This window comes from Roseivirga misakiensis, assembly GCF_001747105.1.
GTDB lineage: Bacteria > Bacteroidota > Bacteroidia > Cytophagales > Cyclobacteriaceae > Roseivirga > Roseivirga misakiensis.
In genome coordinates, this window is sequence record NZ_MDGQ01000005.1 from 122818 (window position 1) to 142388 (window position 19571).

Consider the following 19571-nt stretch of genomic DNA (forward strand, 5'->3'; position numbering starts at 1 on the left):
AATACAATTTTGGGTTTTAGGAGAACCCCTTATACATTACTTTTACCAAGTGAAAAGACCAATTATGAGAACCGTATCCTTATTTATGCTATTCGCTATTTGTGCAATTCATTTAAAGGCACAAACGACTTTTGAAGAGGGAAAGCATTATGAAATCGTTTCAACTGAGAAATCAAATGAATCAATCGTAACAGAATTCTTTTCATTGTATTGTGGTCACTGTTTTCAATTTGAGCCACTTATCGATCAGCTAAAGGCAGGGCTGAAAGAGGGGACTAAATTTGAAAAATCTCATGTAAACTACTTGCCAAGAAACAATGAAGAGGCTCAGTTCGGCATTGTAAAGGCATTTGTGGCTATGCAAGATTTGGGCATGCAAAAAGACCTTGTACCACAGTTCTTCGCAGCCATCCATATCAAAAATATAAACCTAGATTCTGAAGAAGATATTAAGCAAATCTTTTTAGCTAATGGCGTATCAGAAGACAAATTCAAGAAGGTTTATACTAACCCTGATTTGATCAAAAGAGCAACGGAAATGTCTACGCTATGGAGCAAGAAAAGCGTTGACAACGTACCTACTTTGGTCGTGAACGGTATGTACAAAATTGATATCAATAGTGTACGAAGTTTAGCCGAGCTAATATCGTTGACCAATTACTTGCTCGAGAAGTAATCCACTTAAAAAAAATCTGTTGATCCCTGCCAATTCTTGATTCAACTTAGGGACAAACCTTAAGCTGATGAAGAATTTATACTTTTTACTCCTAGTCTTTGTAATCGCCTCTTGCCAGTCGGCAGGAGATAATGAAGTGGCGAAGTGGGAAAAGCAAGCAGAGCAAGTCACTATTATTCGTGATGATTTTGGTGTTCCTCATATCTATGGAAAAACCGACGCTGACGCCGTATTCGGCATGCTTTACGCTCAATGTGAAGATGATTTTCCAAGAGTAGAAAGAAACTATTATTGGGCTATTGGTCGTTTAGCAGAAGCCGAAGGAGAGTCGGCACTGTACAGCGATTTACGCGCAAGGCTTTATATGACCATTGACGAGGCCAAAGAAGCCTATGCTTCTGCACCCGATTGGTTGAAAGAGCTCTGCGAAGCGTATGCAGATGGCATTAATTATTACCTACATACCCATCCTGAAGTAAAACCAAAAGTGCTCACGAAATTCGAGCCATGGTTCCCGATGTTCTTCTTTGAAGGTTCCACTGGAGGCGATATTGAAAGTGTTTCTACCAGACGTATTAGAAATTTCTATGGAGAAGGAAAAGCTACCGCAATGGCCGATTTCCTTCCACAAGATTTATTAAAGGAAGAGCCAAAAGGCTCGAATGGGTTTGCCATTTCAGGTGAACATACTGCATCAGGTAACGCTATGTTGCTCATAAATCCGCATACTTCCTTCTATTTCCGTGGCGAGTCTCAAGTTGTGAGCGAAGAGGGACTGAATGCGTATGGAGCAGCTACTTGGGGGCAGTTTTTCATATATCAGGGCTTCAATGAAAAGAATGGTTGGATGCATACTTCTACTCGGGTAGATTTTATGGATGACTTCTTGGAAACTGTGGAAGAACGCGATGGTAAACTACAGTATAAATATGGCGAAGAGTGGCGCGATGTTGAGGTATCAGAAGTTACCTTGAAATACAAAGATGGAGAAGAGCTAAAAGAGAGAACTTTCCCGACTTATAGAACTCATCACGGACCGATCACTGGTAAAATTGACGATAAGTGGGTGGCGACAAAATTGAACTGGGAACCAGTTGATGCACTCATCCAATCATTCACCAGATCTAAAACTAAGAACCATGACGAGTTTTGGGAGATGATGAAGATTAGAAGAAATTCATCTAACAATACAGTGTATGCAGATGCAGATGGTACGATCGCTTACTACCATGGCGATTTTGTACCAAAAAGAGATCCACAATTTGATTATCAGCGACCAGTAGATGGTAGTAATCCAGCCACCGATTGGCAAGGAATGCATGAGCTGGATGAAATTATTACCATTGTGAATCCCGACAATGGATGGATTCAGAATTGTAATTCAACACCTTTTACAGCTGCCGCCGAATTCAGTCCTAAACGTGAAGATTATCCTTTCTACATGGCACCAGATGCTGAAAATTTCCGAGGGGTTCATGCAGTGCAATTGTTGAAGGATGTAAAAGATTTGACCATAGATGGTTTGATTGAACTCGCACACGATCCTTATCTACCAGCATTTGAAAAAGTGATCCCAGGCTTACTAAAAGCTATTGAAAGCAGTCCTGCCAAAATGAGAACTTTAAAAGGACCATATCAAGTATTAAAAAAATGGGACCTAAAGACCTCGAAAGAATCTGTAGCTATGACATTAGCGCATTTCTACGGCATTCGCTACATGTCTCAAGGGAAGAATCCTAAAGGACTAAGAGGAAACGAGAGATTTGATTTTTTCGGAACAGGATCACCCTATGCTGAGCGTATTTCCATCTTCGAAGATGCAGTGGCTCAAATTGAAGAAGACTTTGGCACTTGGGAAGTACCTTGGGGAGACTACAATCGCTTTCAAAGGCTGTCGGGAGACATGGATCTAAAATATGATGATAATGCGCCGAGTATCCCAGTTGGTATGACGACTAGTCGTTGGGGGGCCTTGGCAGCATATGGTGCTAGAAGTTTCAATGGCACTAAGAAAATTTATGGCTACAGAGGAAACAGCTTCGTGGCGATGGTAGAGTTTGGGGACCGAGTGAAAGCCAAAAGTATGTTGGCTGGCGGCCAGAGTAATGATCCCAACTCACCCCACTTCGATGATCAAGCCCAGCGATATGCCGATGCTCAGTTTAAAGATGTAGCCTATTACAAGGAAGATGTAGAAGCAAGAGCTAAAGAAACTTACAAACCGGGTAAGCGATAGTCTTAGTTATATACTAAAAAAGGAGGAATTCGATCAAGCGGATTCCTCCTTTTTTTATGGACTTCTATTCAGTCCTAAGGTTCTTCACAGGATTTGACATGGCAGCCTTAATAGAATGATAGCTTACAGTGAGCCAAGCGACGAGCAATGATACAATACCTCCGATGAAGAAAGATACCCATGTGTCCGTCAAATCAATTCGGTAAGCAAAACCAGCCAGCCACTTTTGCATTACCCAAATTGCGGCTGGTACTGCTAGCAAGACTGAGATTAAAATTAACTTATTGAAATCGTTCATAAGTAGAAAGACAACGCGGGCAGAACTTGCACCAAGGACTTTTCTCACCCCAATCTCTTTTATGCGACTTCCGATAATAAAAGTGGCAAGACCAAAAAGACCAATACAGGCGATCCATATCGCAATACTCGTAAAGATTAAGAACAATTTCCCCGACTTCTGTTCAGCCTCATAAAGCCCGTTCAATGAGTCATCTAAAAAGTTATAAACATAGGTTTGGTTCGGTGCCTGTCCACGCCAAATCTCTCGAACTTGATCGACGATGGCAGCGGATTGAGCTGGATCTATTTTAAGAGCGAGGTTCGCTACGTTACCGCCTTGTGCACTTTCGCTGCTAAAAATAGCCATAGGCGTTATCTCGGTATGAAGGGATTTGTAATTGTAGTCTTTGATAATTCCCACGACCTGATAAGTAATATTACCATTTGGATTGTTGGCTCCTTGGACATTTGAAATTCTGGCCCCAATGGGATTATCTGCTATTCCCAGCGCTCGAGCTCCTGACTCATTAAGCATTAATGCCAACGTATCTTGAAAATCTTTTGAGAAAGATCGGCCTTCCGCAAGTTCCATATTCATGGTTTCTAGATATTCATCTGCAAAAACAGCGCAATTCAACGCGACGGCCTCATTCATTCCCTCTTGTCTAAAAGAGGCACCAAAATAAATTCCACTACCTGGCATGGCGCTAGCGCCACCAATACTATTGACGCCGGGTATTTTTGAAACCTCCGTTTTGAATGTTTCAAGATCGGGTAAGTTAAATGCTCTTTGAATCACCAAAACATTTTCCCTGTCAAAGCCGAGGTTTCTGTTTTGCAAATAGTCCATTTGCTGGCCCACAATTAAAGTACTACAGATCAAGACTATCGAAATGAAAAACTGAAATACCACAAGCCCGTTACGTATCCAAGCGCCGTTTTTACTGCTTATTAGTTTGCCTTTAAGAACCGTCACGGGTTTGAAAGAGGAAAGAATAAACGCCGGATATAAACCAGCCAAAAGGCCTAATCCAAGACTAAAAAGCAACAGTATCCCAATGTTTAACGGCGTCAGAAAAGTGGCTAGTGCCATGGTTTTTTCAGTAAAACCATTGAATGCTGGCATAATCAAAAATATCAAAGCAACTGCGATAAGAAGACTGACGACGCTTACAAAAATAGATTCAAATAAGAATTGACTGATCAATTGTTTTCTTTCAGAACCTAAGACTTTCCGAATACCAACTTCCTTAGCGCGTTCTGTAGACCTAGCCGTAGCAAGATTGATGAAATTGACGGCCGCTAGTGCTACGATGAAAACTGCGATCGATAGAAAAATATAGATGTATGTGATATTTCCATTGACTTCGAATTCAGCCTCTAATTGCGACTTTAAATGAATGTCTTGAATGGGTTGTAGGTAATATCTATAACCATTTCCGCTAGCCTTATATTCTTCAAACGATATGTTCTGACTTCTTTCAATTTGACCAGCAGCATAGTTTTCAACCAAGTCAACATACTTTTCATTAATCAATTCAGGGTCTACACCTTCTTTAAGTAAAAGATAGTTGTGAACTGAAAAATTGAGGAAGTTCGGAGCTTGAAGAAAGTTTAGTAACTCTAGGTTAAGTAATAAATCAAATTTAAAGTGTGTGTTTTGAGGGGTATCCTCGGCTACTCCACTTACGATAAGATCGCCCAACGCAGATTTGAGAATTTTCCCAATAGCCTGATCATTTCCAAAATATTTACGAGCCGTGCTTTCGGAGAGGACAACAGCATTAGGAACATTGAAAATGTCGGCCTTGTCTCCCTCGATAATTTTTATTCCAAAAACCTCGAAGAAGTTCTTATCTGCCGCTTTCAGACCGTTTTCAAGAAAACTCTCATTTTCATAAGTAACGTCTATGCCAAAACCAGGGAATATTCGGCAAAAAGCCTCGACCTCTGGGAAATCAATAGCCGCTTGTTCTGCCATGGAAAAAGGAGTTAAGGCGTAGTAGGATGTATGGTCTGGGTAAAATCTATCTAATGCTACACGGTATAACCTTTCTTTGTTGGGATGATAATTGTCGTAATTGACCTCACTGTTTACATAAAGTAGAATGAGCATGCACACCGCTAGGCTTATGGCAAGGCCACCAATATTGATAAACGTGTAAAGTTTGTGCTTTGCTAGGTTCCGAAAAGCAAGTTTAGCATTGATTTTGAACATGGCAGCAAAATTTAAGTTGTTGAGTTTTGTCTTTTTTACAATTGATGGTCGAAGCATTTTTATGACCTCTGCTTTATAGATCGACCGAGCGCGCCGAAGGCCTAATTCTTCTTTGTTGAGAAAGAATTCTTCCTCAAGATCACCTTGAAGTTCGTTGATCAGCTCTTCTTTGCAGAAAATCTCAAAAAGTCGCTGATACAGTTTCGGTATAGAATCATTAGGAGAGGGCATATTGTAGCTCTAGCCTCACACTTGGTATTTTATTCCACAGGTTATCCCTAACCTCTCTGGCTTCATGAAGAGCAGATTTTCCTTTATTAGTCACTTCATAATAGCGTTTAGGCCTGCCACCTCTTTCTGTGCTTGCTTCACCCTGTTTCGACTTCAAATAGCCTTTTTCTTCAAGTCGGCTTAATGCTGTATGTAGGGCACCTCTACTAATTGCACGTTTTACATTTTTATTGATTTCTCTTTTGATGGTCACGCCATAAGCTTCATCGCCCAAAACCAAAATGGTGAGTAGGGCCAGTTCTTGAAACTCTCCTAAGTTTGATCCTTTCATAATCAAGTTCTAATTTGAAGACTAATATAGTATTCTTGTTCTAATTTGAATACTCGATAAGGAAATAGTTTGTAATTACAGAGTAGGAGCCTTCAAAGGGTTGACATGAGGTAGTCTTCTTTTTTGTCACCGTAGACCGACTCAAATCCAATATTTATCCGTATGTTATGATCAGTGTACAGCCCCTTTTTGTAGGCCACTAATATGAGTACTTCGTTTGGAGCAAGAGTGTAATTGCCGAAGATTTTTTCTTGATAAATTTTGATTGTAGAGTCAGCAAATTTGAAAGCGCTACTCCATGAACCAAAGGTGCTATCATTAATTGAGAAATTGTATTCTTTAATGAGCGCTGGTCCAGCACCCTTATTCCATAGTTTGATCATTGTAGAATCCCCTACAGTTTCTACGTCCCAACTTACATAGGGCATCATCGAAATCCTGTCGTGCTTACGCTGATGGCTTACTTGCCAAATCGAGACAACAACAGCCAACAGGGCGATGATCATCAGCGCATATGAGTCCAATTTCGAGGATAAATTTTTACTCATTACTGTGATTAATTAGTGACTAATCATTTCGTAAACTGTGGGCTGGGTTGGTCTTTGCAGCTTTTAAGGTCTGAGAGCTAATGGTTAAAAATGCGATCAGTATGATCAACAACGCACCACCAGCTAATTCCCAGAAACCTACATCAATTGTGTACACCATATCGGGTACTATTACACGATTGAACATCATGTAGGCCGTAGGAATGGCGATTATGCCGGAAATGATGAAAATAACCATGAAATTCTTACTTAATAATGCCAGTAAGCTCGATAAATCTGCTCCCAGCACTTTTCTGATAGCCAACTCCTTCACTTTTGATTCTGTGGTATACACAGCCATGCCCAATAGGCCTAATACAGAAATGGAAATGGCAATAATGGCTAACAATCCATAAGTCTTGACCGACGCTGAAATATCTGAGTAGGTCATCTCAATATAGTCGCTATAAAACCTTGCCTCGAAATCTGAATTTCCGCTTACATCGTCCCATGTTTCTGAGAGACGTTGCATAGTGCCGATCATGTCTGCGGATTGTAATTTCAAGTTGAGATAATAGTGATTATTGATACCTGAAGTAAAAGCAAACGGAGCCAGAGGTTTATCAATACTGCGATCATGGAAGGTGGCTACAACCCCAATGACGGTCCATGTTTTTCTACCAAAAGAAATTGTTTCTCCGATAGCCTCTTGAGGTGAGTTTATGCCGAAGCGTTTTACAGCCAGATCGTTTAGGATAATATGGTCAATATTCAGGGCATCGAAACTACTGCCGGCCAAGAGCTGATGCCCCATGTTTTCGATATATCCAGGGCTAATATCTATCATATTGATTGAAACAGAATCTTGTGGGTTATCATATTTGGCGGTAAATGATTGATAGGAACCAGTACTCGGGATCATTGCCGAAGATGATAAGTCGACCACTTCAGGGATTTTACTGAAGGTATTTCGAAGTACCTCGATATCCTCACCCTTAATATCCACATTAAGCACGTTTTCTGTCGTAAATCCTAAATCGAAGTTGAGGGCGTACTTGTATTGCTTATAAACTAAGGTGACCAGCACAAAAAAGCCCATAGATAGGGTGAATTGTATGGTGGTCAGCACTTTCCTAACATCCAATCCCTTAGAAGCCTTAATGGAAGCGACGCCTTTTATGACAGAAACAGGCTTTAATTTACTCATGACAAGGGCAGGTAAGAAACCTGAAACACCACCGATTAAAAGTGCGAAAAGAAAGAAAAATAGATAAATCTTAGGGCTTAATAGGAGGGTAGTCGTGCGTTCTATGTAGAAATTTAGTGCTAGGAATTCTGGCCGAATGAGCCTGAATAAAAATACAGAAATGAGCAGCGCAAATGTGGAAATAAATATTGCCTCTAAAATGAATTGTGCGAGTAACTGGGTTCTAGATGCGCCAATAACCTTCCTTACACCCACTTCCTTAGCTCTTTTCAGTGATCGGGCCATAGAGAGGTTTGTGTAGTTAAAACAGGCTGAAAGCAAAACGATAAGTGCCAGAATAATAATCGAATTCACGTTTTTTTGAGGCATAACCGTTCCAAACTGGTTGTAACGGCCATCACCTGGGAAAATATCGTTTAAGGCCTCAAGCTGAAGCTCAATCTCGAAATTATTGACCTTCTCATTTTCTTGAGCAGACAACTCTGAAAGGTTAGCCAAGAAGTTCTCCTTTGACTGGCTTTCTGGGATATATACATATAAGTAACTGGCTGTACTCTGACTCCAACGCGTTAATAATCTGCTTTTTTGTGCGCGTAAAGTTTCTATTGAACCTATGATATCGAACTGCAGGTGTGAATTGTGCGGAGGGTCCTTTACGACGCCAGTAATCGTTATTTTACCATATCTCGAGTGTTCAATAAATTGGCCAAGGGCATCAACCTTGCCAAAAATTTTCAGTGCGGTTGATTCGGTAATCACCGCTGTATACGGATTATTTAAAGCTGTTTCCGCATTGCCTTGAATCATCGGGAAGGTGAAAATCTCAAAGAAGGCACTACTTGTAGAAATCCCCTTAACTGCATAGCTCTCTTGATTGTAGATTAAATTACCCCTCATTCCCCGATCGACTGGAACAAGAGTAGCCACATTTGGGAAATCCGTGGTGAGCCGCTCGTTGGCGATTAGTGGCGTGGTGGCATAGTTCGAAGTACCTCTGGCCGGTCTCGTAATATCACTCACGACTCTGTAAATATTATCTCTCTTTTGATGAAAATCATCGTATGAATAAATTTCACTTACAAAGGTGATGGCAATCAATCCGACAGCCATACTAATGGACAGTCCGACTATGTTTATAGAGGAGAATAACTTGTTCCTCAAAATATTTCGTAGGGCAACGACAGAATAGTTTTTGAACATAATAGTTGGTTGAAAGGAATTACGAGATCGTTTTTTACTTTTTAGGACAGAAGGCCTTATCATTTGTAGCACCTCTTTTCTGTAAAGCTGTCGAGCTTTACTTAAGCCATGCTTGGCTGAATTCATTTTGAACTCCTCTTGCAGGTCTCCTTGTAGTTCTTCGAAAAGCTCCTCTTTACAGAATTTTTCAAAGAGCAATCTAAAAAACCGAGAAGGTTCTTGACGCTTCCTATTCATAATCGGGGTAGAGTTTTAACCTAGGGATTTGAGACCATAATTGATCTCGCATTTCTTTTGCACCGTGAAGTGCCGCAATTCCAGTTTTTGTCACCGTGTAATAGCGTTTTCGCCTACCTCCGCGATCCTCATTGGCTTCACCACGTTCTGAAGTAATAAATCCCTTTTCTTCAAGCCGAGTAAGTGCTGTATGAAGCGCTCCACGACTGATACTTCGATTTACTTTCTCCATCATTTCCTGCTTAATCGTTACTCCGTAAGCATTGTCATCCAGTGAGAGAATGACGAGTAAAACGACTTCCTGAAATTCCCCTAAATGCGTCCCTTTCATAAAACCTAGTTCTTATATGGAGACTAATATATAAATCTTTGTTCTTAAATGGAGATATGTAAATAAAAAAGAGGGGAAATGACGATTTCCCCTCCTCTGTGAGTGTTTATTGGCAGGTTATTTTTCTATCAGCTCCTCTAATTTCCGCTTTAGTTCTTTGGGCTTGATGTTGATGGCCGCAATGTTACCGTTAGGATCTAGTAAGTAGTTTGAAGGCAGGTATTGGATTTTCAGCTTTTTCAAAGTCTCATTGTTGAATTCACCATCAGCAAGAGTGTTTTCCCAAGTAAGCCCATCTTTCTCAATTGCCTTTAACCAAGCCGCCCTGCTTCGATCTATCGAGACACCCATTATGTCGAAGCCCTTGCTAGCATATTCCTTTCTTATTTCTACTAACGCTGGGTTGGCTATTCTACAACCACCGCACCAAGAAGCCCAAAACTCAACAAGTAGATACGATCCTCTATAATCTGCTATGTCAATGGATTCGCCATCCTTATTTGGAAAATTGAAGGTTGGGAATGGATTGCCAATTTTGGTATTCTTGAGCTTATCAAGAGAGATTTTAATAGCGCTTAAATCATTTGCGGATTGAACGGTGGTATCTAATTTACTGAATAGTGACATGGCTTCTTCGAAAGTGAAGATCGGGTCCATGATGATCTCAGAGAGCATGGTGCCGCTCAGTTGATTCCGTGGATTTTGCGAAATTACTTCATCCATTTTGTCGTAGAACAAGCCTCTGAATTCTTCTTTCTCACTGTTCTCTTCATAAAAAGACACAAGGTCCATCGTTATGTTGTGTGTTTTATTTCCTCTGATCGAAGTGATGGATGTAATATTATCCTTAATCGAAATTTTCACTACAGTTTTACCATCCTCTAGGTAAACGCCCTCTGTTACATAGCCATTCTTCGTATGAATTCTCGCCTCGGTCACATGATTCACCTGACCTTTAAAGTAGAACTTGTTGTCTACCACTTTCAGACTATCGACCTTTTCCCCAAAGCTTAAATAAATGAAATCATTGTAGTCTTGTTCAGTAGAACCTTCAACTTCAAAGTTCAGTGTCTGCTGAGCTTTTCCATAGATACAAATCAGTGAAAGGGCAATTATGCTAAGTAATTTTCTTGAGTTTTTCATGTTGCTTTTATTTGTGTGAATTGATTTAAAGTCTTATTCAAGTGAATTATTCATTTCTCAGAGATTCGCTTGGGTTGAGTCTCGCAGTTCTCAGCGTTTGTAATAAAATCACACCGATAACCAGCGTCGATAGCCCTAAAAAGCCTTCTATTGCGGCGAATATGCTAATGTGTGTTTGCACTGAAATATTTACCATGATTCCGTTACCAATGAATAAGAAAGCCAATGGAGTAGAAATGACTAGGGCGATCAATAGAGTTTTCAAAGTGCCACCCAATAGAAGTTTAAGCAAGTGTATTGGCCCTGCTCCGAGCACTTTTCTGATACCAATTTCTTTAGTTCGACTTTCGGCATCGTAAAGTGTAATTCCCAGTTGCCCAAGTATGGCGATGAGTATAATCACTATGCCGAGAAACCAAATGGTCTTAATAATGCCTAATAACTCGTAGTATGAATTTTCAATTTGATCATCGAGAAATTTAGGCTCGAAGGTACTTTTTGTACTTAGATCACTGTAAATCTTATTTACTTGATCCAAAGTTGTGCTGAGGTTTTCAAAGTCAATCTTGAGTGAAATGGTGTTGAGTTCTTCGTTTTCTTCTGATAATTCGATGACAAAGGGTACGCCATAAGACTCCATGGCATTTCTGACAAAACTGTCCATCACGCCAGCGATATATTTGGTTTGGACTGACTGACCACCAGAAGATTTTAGATATATTTTTTGGCCTAGCGCGCTATCAAGCGGAATATTAAGTCTTTGAAGAAACAGTGGATTTACCAGTATATGATCAGACGTTTTTTCGAGTGTTTGTGGTAATTCTCCGCGCAGCATTTTAGGCTCATACAAATTACCAAACGCGTAATTTGCTGTACCCACATAGATAGGAACGGTATCGATAGTCTTGCCCATAAAGGCTTTCATTAAGCCATTATGCTCTACACCTGGAGTGAAGTCACTCCTTGAAATTTCTTCGATCGTGCTAATCTTCGAAAGACTATTTAGAAGTATTTCGGTATCTACTTCATAAGTATTGAATGTTACCACGCTTTCATAATCGAAACCTAAGTCAGAGCTTAAAACTTGTTTGTAAACATCATTTCCAATGGTCATTAGTAGAATACTGAGCATGGAAATGGTCAGTTGAATACCGGTTAAGACTTTTCTTAGTTTTGGTACAGATAGCCTATTGCCAAGCAATTTTGATTTTATGGCGTCTAGCGGTTTGATTCTAGCAAAATGAAGTGCAGGTAAAATCCCAGCAATCAGACCTATTAAAACGGTGAAAAATAGGAACCATAAGATCAGTTTAGGGCTCAAGCTTTCTGTAAATATGCCGGAAACGCCTTCTAATGTCGATACGAATGTACTTGCAAAAAGATTATAGCTCACCAAGCCAATACCAAATGCCAGAATTGCTAACAATACAGTTTCTGTTAGAAATTGACTGACTATTTGAAACTCAGTGCTGCCATTAATCTTTCGGATCCCTATCTCTTTTGTTCTCTGTATTCCTCTGGCGACGGCTAAATTTGTGTAATTGAAGATGGCGACACCCAGAATTATGGCACCTAGAATTAGCATTGTGTAGAGCCAGTTTCTATTGACAACCATGCCGAAGTCAAACATAAAGAAGTCTCCGAAGGTAACATCTCGAACGCGTTGGCTAGAGAAGAGAAAGCTTCGATCGCCGATATTATCAAACGAATTAACTCGATTGGAAATTTCACGAAGTTTCAGGTCTATCTCTGATTTCTTGAATTGATCATTGGCCCTTATATAGATGAAATAGCCATCAAAGGCTTCCCAATCGGCGGGGCTACTCTTGTCTTTAAAGTCACTGAGTTTGTTTATGTCCCTGCTAGCGATCGTTTGAAAATCCATATGGGAAACAGCCTTTGGGTTCTCAATTACAGCTTTGACTACCTTTCCGTCTAGTGTGGTTTTTCCAATGGCGGACTCGTCAGAGAAAATCTGTTCTGCTACTTCACTAGTGATCACTATACTATTGAGGTCTTCAAATAAGTTGTTCGGATTACCCTCTAACACTTTGAAATCAAATAACTTGAAGAAGGTTGGATCAACTAGAATACTGTTTGTTTCAAAGCCGGCATTTCCCCAATCGAATTTAAAATTTGGCCCGAAATCTACCAATGCCATCAGCTCGATTTCCGGTAATTCTGATTTAAGTATTCTTTCTAACGGTTTAGGATTGGTAGCACTTCTATTTTTCACTCCATTGCTATAAGTCTGGGTGGTAGTAATGCGATAAAACCGATCGTTTTCGGGGTGCTGATGATCCTCAAGAAGTCCTGTCAAAACCATGTTGACAATGAGTAGACAGACGGAAAGTGCTGCTCCTAGGCCAAGTATATTAATAGTGCTATAAACCTTATTGCGTTTTAAGTTCCTCAGCGATAGAATAAGATGTATTCTGAACAGGGATACATTGAAGAGCCCTGGAAGTTTGTTTTTCAGCTTTAAAACTGAAGGCCGTACCATTTTCAGTACTTCTTTTCGGTAAGCAGCCTTTGCTTTTTGAGCACCAAACTTCTCTTGATTAATGAAATAACGCTCCTCTAAGTCGCCTTGAAGTTCTTCGAAAAACGAATCATCACAGAGCCATTCGAATAGTCTTGTCCAGAATTTTGGGGTATTATTCATTTCTCAAAGACTCCGAAGGGTTTACTCTTGCTGTTCTCCAAGTCAGTAGTGATACAACACCTGCTACAATAATTGAGAGACCAAAAACTGCCTTTAAGAAAACCCAAGCAGTTGGCTCAAAAGAGGTATTGATTTCACTCATAAAGCTCGTTTCGAATAATTGATAAGCCAGTGGTGAGGCAATTATCGCGGCAATGATTAAAGTAACCACAGTGTTTTTGAGTAACAGTTTTATAATGGCACGCATTTTTGCACCCAAAACTTTCCTAATACCTATTTCTTTGACTCTCGTTTCAGCATTGTAGAGCGCCATGCCTAATTGTCCTAGGATTGAAATCGAGATAATGCAAATTCCCAGAAAACTGAATAAACGTAAGATATCGGTTACCGAACTAAATGCTGATTCATAGACATCTTGATAGAACCTCGGTTGAAACCGATCTTCAGGGTATATTTTGCTCCAAGCTGCTCCCATTTTATCGATAGCGACATTCGGATTAGCCTGATTTATTCTCACGACCAGGTTGCCATTATTAGGTGTCAGATTGGCGATCATCAAAGATGGTTTCTCGTAAGAGAATAAGTTGCCTCCAGAGATACCATCTAATAAACCGACCACTTTATAAGTGACATCGTTACTTTGAACAGTTTCTCCGATCACGTTTTCTAAGTCTAGCCCCAATGTATTGACGAAGGATTCATTGACCAGTACTTCTATAAAGCCATTATATTCCGTGGATTCTGAGAAGCCTGTACCTCTTGAAATTTTGGGAGAAAAGACTTTAGCAAATTGATTGTCGCTGAGCATGAAGTTCACCACAGTTGTACTATCATTTGATAGGGTGTCTTTGAACACGATAACTCCATCAGTATTAACCGCTGGTAACCCTTTGATAAGGTTAGCGGCTTCTACCTCTGCTATTTTTCTAAATTCTTCTAAGATAATTTTGGGGTCACCTTTGGTTCTATCTATAACCAGAAGGTTTTCTTGGTCGAAGCCTAGCGGTGCTGATAGCACGGATTTTCTTTGTTCTATGATGAGTGTTACAAAAATTATCACAAACATGGAAAGGGTAAGCTGGAAGCCTACTAGCAGTTTTCTTAAAGTTTGAAAGGATAATTTTTTAGACTTGTCTTTTGATTTGAAAAGGGAAAGAGGCTTAATCTTTGAAAAATATATCGCGGGAAAAATGCCTGCAATCAGCCCAGTAAGTATCGCGAATAAGACAAAGATCAAAATGATCTGTGTGTTGATGGTGGTTTGGAAGATGTTTGAAAAATCACTTGCCACTTCTAAGAAGCTCGGGCTGAAGTATTGGTAAACAAAGAAGCCAACGGCCAGTCCAAGTAAAGAGAAAATCAGTGTTTCAATCATAAACTGATTGATGATTTGCCACTTTGTACTCCCGACTACTTTGCGAATCCCCACTTCTTTGGTCCGCTGAATTGCTCGAGCGATAGATAAATTCGTATAATTGAAGCTCGCAATAGAGATCATTATTAAGATCAGTGCGGAAAAAACATAAATACCCTCTTTACCAATTGTTGGCCCTAATTCGCTAATGGCTTGTTCTGCGAATACAAGACCTATGACTGGCTGAAGTTTAAACTGAAACTTTTTCTCGGATTTCGACGGTAAAGCATTGATCTCTTCCGAAAGAGCCTCGAGTTTGTCAGATGTTTCTAATGGGTCAACCCCTGCTGATAATTTTACATATGTGAAATCTTGATAGTAAAATGTCCAACCCTCTAAAGCTGGAATGATGTCTTTTTTGAAGGATTCAATTGAAGTAATTGCTTCGAATGGTATGTGAGATTTCCCTTGGGATGATTCGATGATGGCACGTACAACGAAGCCATCCTCAGTTACTTTACCTAAAGGGTTTTCATCAGGGAAAAGTCTTTCTGCAACTTTATCCGTAATAATTAGCGAGTTGATGTCATCAAAAATTGAGTTTGGATTACCAACTATGGCTTTGAAGTCAAAAATCTTTAGAAAGTTATCGTCGGTGTAAAGCCCCTCCAGTGCAACATCTACACCGTTAATTTTAAACTTTGGCCTAAAGGAGTTATTGATATGAGTTACATATTCAAAGTCAGGTATCGTTTCTCGAACCTTATCACTTAGTGGGAATGCGCTTGCTGCATAAAGGTTCTTACCATAGTTTGCTTCTATGTAATTAGAAATTCTATAGATTCTGTCAGCATCCGTATGGTGTTTATCTAATTGATACCCTGTATAGAGTATGTTGACCATAAATAGACTCACAGCGATTGCTGCTCCAAGGCCGAAGATGTTCACTACGCTGAAAACCTTATTCCTAGCCATGTTTCTTACGGCAAGTAAGAAATGTATTTTTAAAATAGAAGTTCTTATGATCATAGGGACTTTGTTTTTTAAGCCAATCACTGATGGGCGAACCATTTTAATAATTTCCTTTCTGTAGTTCGATTTTGCTTTTCTTTCGCCAAGTTTCTCGGCATCGGCATAGAATCGTTCTTCTAGATCTCCTTGAAGCTCTTCTGCAAACTGATCGTTACAAAACCAATGGAAGAGTTTCGTCCAAAATTTTGGTAGCTTATTATTCATTTCTGAGTGATTCGGCTGGGTTAAGATTTGCAGTTTGCCAAGTTTGTATCACGACAATCGCCACTATGGCAGCCCATAGCGTGAAGATTCCTTTCAAGATTACCGATACAGGCAAGCTTAATTCTAAGGCAAATTGCGGTACAATGGACTCATTGAAGAAATAGTAGACTGCTGGGATAGCGATCAGTGCACTTATACCAAGGGTAGTTAAAGTACTTCTGGTGAAAAGCTTTGCCAATGAGGTAAAATTGGCTCCGAGCACCTTGCGAATACCTATTTCCTTTACGCGACTTTCTGCATTGAACAATGCAATGCCGAATTGACCAAGTACAGCGATTAGGATAATGATGGCGCCACATAACTCCATCAAATGCATCATACCATAAAAAGAGGTATAGTTTTTAGCGATGACATCATCAACGTATATCGGGTTGAAAACTTGATCGGAGGCGCTCATGGACCATCCGGACTCAATTTTTCTGAGTGTATTAGGAATATTATTTGAAGCTAAGTTGAGGGTGATAAACTTAGATTCTAGGGTATCAACTTTGTTTCTAATAGCAAGTGGATAGTTGTTTCTAGATTTAAGACCTGAGAAGGTGAATTTTTCTAATACGCCAACAATACTCAGCTCTTCAATGATGTCCCAGTGCATTACCTGAACAGTAGAGCCTACAGCGGTTTCTAGCGGTAAATTGATCGTTTTCAGAAATGCTTCATCAACTACTAATTCATTTGGTCTTCCTTTGGAAAAACCAGCCCCAATTTTCAGACTTGGTGCATAAACATCCTGAAATTGAACATCAGCTATACCATAAAGCGTTGCGAAAGTGTCTTGTAAGTTTTCGGATACCATGAATCTTCTATTCATTTTTCCAGCACCAGGAATCATAGAAGACAGGGTATAGGACTTTACTTCAGGCAGTTTATCTAGCTCAGCGGTAAAAATGTCAAGATCAATTTTATTGATAGGTACTGCTAGCAGTCCTTCAGTTTCATAGCCTAAATCAGCGCTTAGCACTTCGTTTTTTTGGTGGGCTATCAGCGCGATGAAAAGAATACTAAAGGTTGAAACGCATACTTGAATTCCTACAAGCGCTTTTTTCATGGTCGGTAAGTTGATAACACCTTTTTTTAGTCGATTATTAATGGCTAATAGAGGCGATATTTTGGCAAAGTGTAGTGCTGGAAAAATACCTGCCGCAAGGCCCACTAGAATGCTAAAAATTCCAAACCAGATGAGCATTTCTGTATTTAAATCTGGTCTAAAGAGGGAGGAAAATTCTTGGATGTACTGCTCAAAACTTGGCAATACAAGCTGATATGCGAACACAGCAATGGCTAGCGCAAAAACAGAGAAGATTGTCGTTTCTGTCAGAAATTGACCGATTACCTGCCACTTTGTACTACCTGTTAGTTTACGGATACCGATTTCTTTCGAGCGCTGAAGCGACCTGGCAATGGACAGGTTTGTATAATTGAATCCTGCTAAGGCAATTAGTACCACAATTGCGATAACTAAAGCGATTAATGTTGCTCTTGAATGAACAGGCCTCATTTCAATCATGAACTCTGGTCCGAACATAATGTCACTCAATTTTTGAGTACCTAATGTGATTTTAGTATTTCGGCTAGCGCTTTCTTCTATGTTTTGGTTGAAGGCAGATAGGAGGTTATTCACATCGCTTACCGAGGCGTTTTCTGCCAAGCGGAAATAATTGAAATGATCGTCAATATAGCGTCCCCAATCGTAAAGGCGAGCCTGTTTTTCTTCGGGGCTCATACGGCTTCCCATAAAGGCTACATTATGAATAAAGTCGAATTTTAGATGGGAAATCTTGTCAGGAGACTCAATTACGGCTCTGATTACGGCTCCAGAATTACTTTTTTTGCCAATTGGGTTATCATTTCCGAAAAGCCTTTTGGCAGCCTTATCGGTAATTGCAATAGACGAATAATCTCTAAAAATATCTTGCGGATTGCCAGCTATAACTTTGAAGTTGAAAACATCAAAAAAGTTTTCATCAACCGAATAACCTCTTAAACCTAAAGTTTCTCCCTTTACATCATAAGAACCATTGATATTGGTGATAAAAAATGTCGATGATTCTATTTGAGGCATTGCCTTCAAATGTCTGTCTAAAGCGTATGGGGAGGAGGCAAGATTGAGGGTTCTCTCTGGTTCTACTGCCTTATTAATGACCCTATAAATGCGATCGGCATTGATGTGTTGTTTGTCGTAGCTGTAACCCGTATAAATCATGTTTACAGCGAAAAGACAAAGGGTCATAGCGGCTGCTAGACTTAATACATTCACAAAGCTAAAGACCTTATTACGCTTCATATTTCGCGCTGTGAGCACGAGATGCATTCTAAAAATGGAGAATGAGAATTGTTGTTTCATTTTTGTTGTTTTGATGACCGATGGACGAAGCATTTTTAGTACTTCTTTTCTGTAATTTCGACGAGCTACTTTTCCCCCTTTGACCTCTAAATCGTGAAAAAAGCGTTCTTCTAAGTCGCCTTGCAACTCCTCGAAGAAGTCTCTGTTACAGACTCTCCTGAACAGATTAGTCCAGAATTTTGGGGTTGAATCTAAATTCATTACCCCTTGATGTTTTGTACTGAGACTTTAGGTACACTACTCCACAATTCGTCTCTAACAGACTTTGCCTCCTCCAATGCATTCTTTCCCAAGTTGCTCACTTGATAATATCGCTTTCTTCTGCCGCCACGTTCGGCAGTCGCACCACCATACTCAGATGAAATGAATCCCTTTTCATCTAACCTAGTCAGCGCAGTATGTAATGCGCCTCTACTAACTTCACGTCCAGTTCTACTTGCAATCTCATCTTGGATGGTAATACCGTAAGCATTTTCCCCTAAGACAAGAATGGTGAGTAGTACTATCTCCTGAAACTCTCCTAAATATGTTCCCTTCATGATTTAATACTTAAATGAAGACCAAACCTAATGATTTATTTCTTAAATGAAGACATAATACAAGAAAAAAAATTTATCAATAACTAAAAAACCCTCTTCAGGCTCACTGAAGAGGGCTTTGTTGCTGACATTTTTTATTAATTTATCTGGAGGTGCTTAGCCTTTCTCTCTTTTTGATTTCTTTTTTAATCTGTTTGAAATTGGTCTTGGTTACTTTTTCCCCCGTACGTAAGTGGTGCTCGATTGCGATGAAATAGTCATTGATAAGCTTTTTAAAACTACCCTTGGCGAAGCCTCCCATAAATGCTGGTTTGGTCCGGTATTGCATCGTGAATGTCAACATGCTTTCGCCGTTGCCCATGTCATCTACGTTATATACAGCTCGGGTATATTCGGGCTTTACAGGAAACCGACCTGCTTGCGAAACCGTGTTTGTAAATGATATGGTTTCAGGAGAGTAGTCTATCATTTTTTCCTCTAGATATTGCGTGTGTTTTTCGTTGAAGTAGCATACTCTTTCAGCTCCTTCCTCCGCTTTTAAACTCCCATTTATGTACTCAGATTCAATGATTTTAGGGTGTGAATAGGCCACAGCGCCATAGTCTTCTCCTACAATTGCCCAAACTTTTTCGGCTGGAAAGGGAATGACCTTCGAGACTTCGAATTTTAGAACTCTTTTATCCTTCTGCGCATGGGCATTTGAGTCCGAAATCGCCATTACTGTCATCATTAAAATTGTTAATAGATTTCTCATAGT

General features: G+C 39.9%; 13 protein-coding genes. 2 read left to right on the forward strand and 11 right to left on the reverse strand.

What is annotated here, in order from left to right; genetic code table 11:
* Positions 1-64 precede the first annotated feature (64 nt).
* Both BFP71_RS08155 and BFP71_RS08160 read left to right on the forward strand, forming a co-directional pair.
* Positions 65-676: a thiol:disulfide interchange protein DsbA/DsbL gene (locus BFP71_RS08155; RefSeq protein ID WP_069835003.1), complete on the forward strand. Its 612-nt coding sequence runs from the start codon at positions 65-67 to the stop codon at positions 674-676.
* Positions 677-743: 67 nt separating this feature from the next.
* Positions 744-2912, forward strand: a complete 2169-nt coding sequence (locus tag BFP71_RS08160) for an acylase (RefSeq protein WP_069835004.1) — start codon at positions 744-746, stop codon at positions 2910-2912.
* A 64-nt stretch (positions 2913-2976) separates the two neighbouring features.
* Here BFP71_RS08160 and BFP71_RS08165 read toward each other — a convergent pair whose 3' ends face one another.
* From BFP71_RS08165 to BFP71_RS08215, 11 genes are all read right to left on the reverse strand, one after another.
* Positions 2977-5640: an ABC transporter permease gene (locus BFP71_RS08165; protein WP_088124947.1), complete on the reverse strand. Its 2664-nt coding sequence runs from the start codon at positions 5638-5640 to the stop codon at positions 2977-2979.
* Positions 5627-5971 (reverse strand): PadR family transcriptional regulator, encoded by a 345-nt coding sequence (locus tag BFP71_RS08170; RefSeq protein ID WP_069835005.1) that lies wholly within the window; start codon positions 5969-5971, stop codon positions 5627-5629. Before BFP71_RS08170 ends, BFP71_RS08165 begins: the two co-directional genes overlap by 14 nt.
* Positions 5972-6063: 92 nt before the next feature.
* A complete protein-coding gene (locus BFP71_RS08175) occupies positions 6064-6519 on the reverse strand; it encodes a hypothetical protein (protein WP_069835006.1) in 456 nt (151 codons plus the stop codon).
* A 19-nt stretch (positions 6520-6538) separates the two neighbouring features.
* Complete coding sequence (locus BFP71_RS08180) at positions 6539-9142, reverse strand: ABC transporter permease (RefSeq protein WP_069835007.1); 2604 nt, start codon at positions 9140-9142, stop codon at positions 6539-6541.
* On the reverse strand, positions 9135-9473 hold the full coding sequence (locus BFP71_RS08185; RefSeq protein ID WP_069835008.1) for a PadR family transcriptional regulator: 339 nt from the start codon (positions 9471-9473) through the stop codon (positions 9135-9137). The genes BFP71_RS08180 and BFP71_RS08185 overlap by 8 nt, the downstream gene beginning before the upstream one ends.
* Before the next feature lie 117 nt (positions 9474-9590).
* Positions 9591-10616: a TlpA disulfide reductase family protein gene (locus tag BFP71_RS08190; protein WP_069835009.1), complete on the reverse strand. Its 1026-nt coding sequence runs from the start codon at positions 10614-10616 to the stop codon at positions 9591-9593.
* Positions 10617-10662: 46 nt separating this feature from the next.
* Positions 10663-13281 (reverse strand): FtsX-like permease family protein, encoded by a 2619-nt coding sequence (locus BFP71_RS08195; RefSeq protein ID WP_069835010.1) that lies wholly within the window; start codon positions 13279-13281, stop codon positions 10663-10665.
* Complete coding sequence (locus BFP71_RS08200; RefSeq protein ID WP_069835011.1) at positions 13274-15871, reverse strand: FtsX-like permease family protein; 2598 nt, start codon at positions 15869-15871, stop codon at positions 13274-13276. The genes BFP71_RS08195 and BFP71_RS08200 overlap by 8 nt, the downstream gene beginning before the upstream one ends.
* Entirely contained in the window at positions 15864-18476 is a 2613-nt protein-coding gene (locus tag BFP71_RS08205) for an FtsX-like permease family protein (protein ID WP_069835012.1), read from the reverse strand. Before BFP71_RS08205 ends, BFP71_RS08200 begins: the two co-directional genes overlap by 8 nt.
* Positions 18476-18814 (reverse strand): PadR family transcriptional regulator, encoded by a 339-nt coding sequence (locus tag BFP71_RS08210; RefSeq protein WP_069835013.1) that lies wholly within the window; start codon positions 18812-18814, stop codon positions 18476-18478. The genes BFP71_RS08205 and BFP71_RS08210 overlap by 1 nt, the downstream gene beginning before the upstream one ends.
* A 142-nt stretch (positions 18815-18956) precedes the next feature.
* Positions 18957-19568, reverse strand: a complete 612-nt coding sequence (locus BFP71_RS08215; RefSeq protein ID WP_088124948.1) for an SRPBCC family protein — start codon at positions 19566-19568, stop codon at positions 18957-18959.
* Positions 19569-19571: the final 3 nt, after the last annotated feature.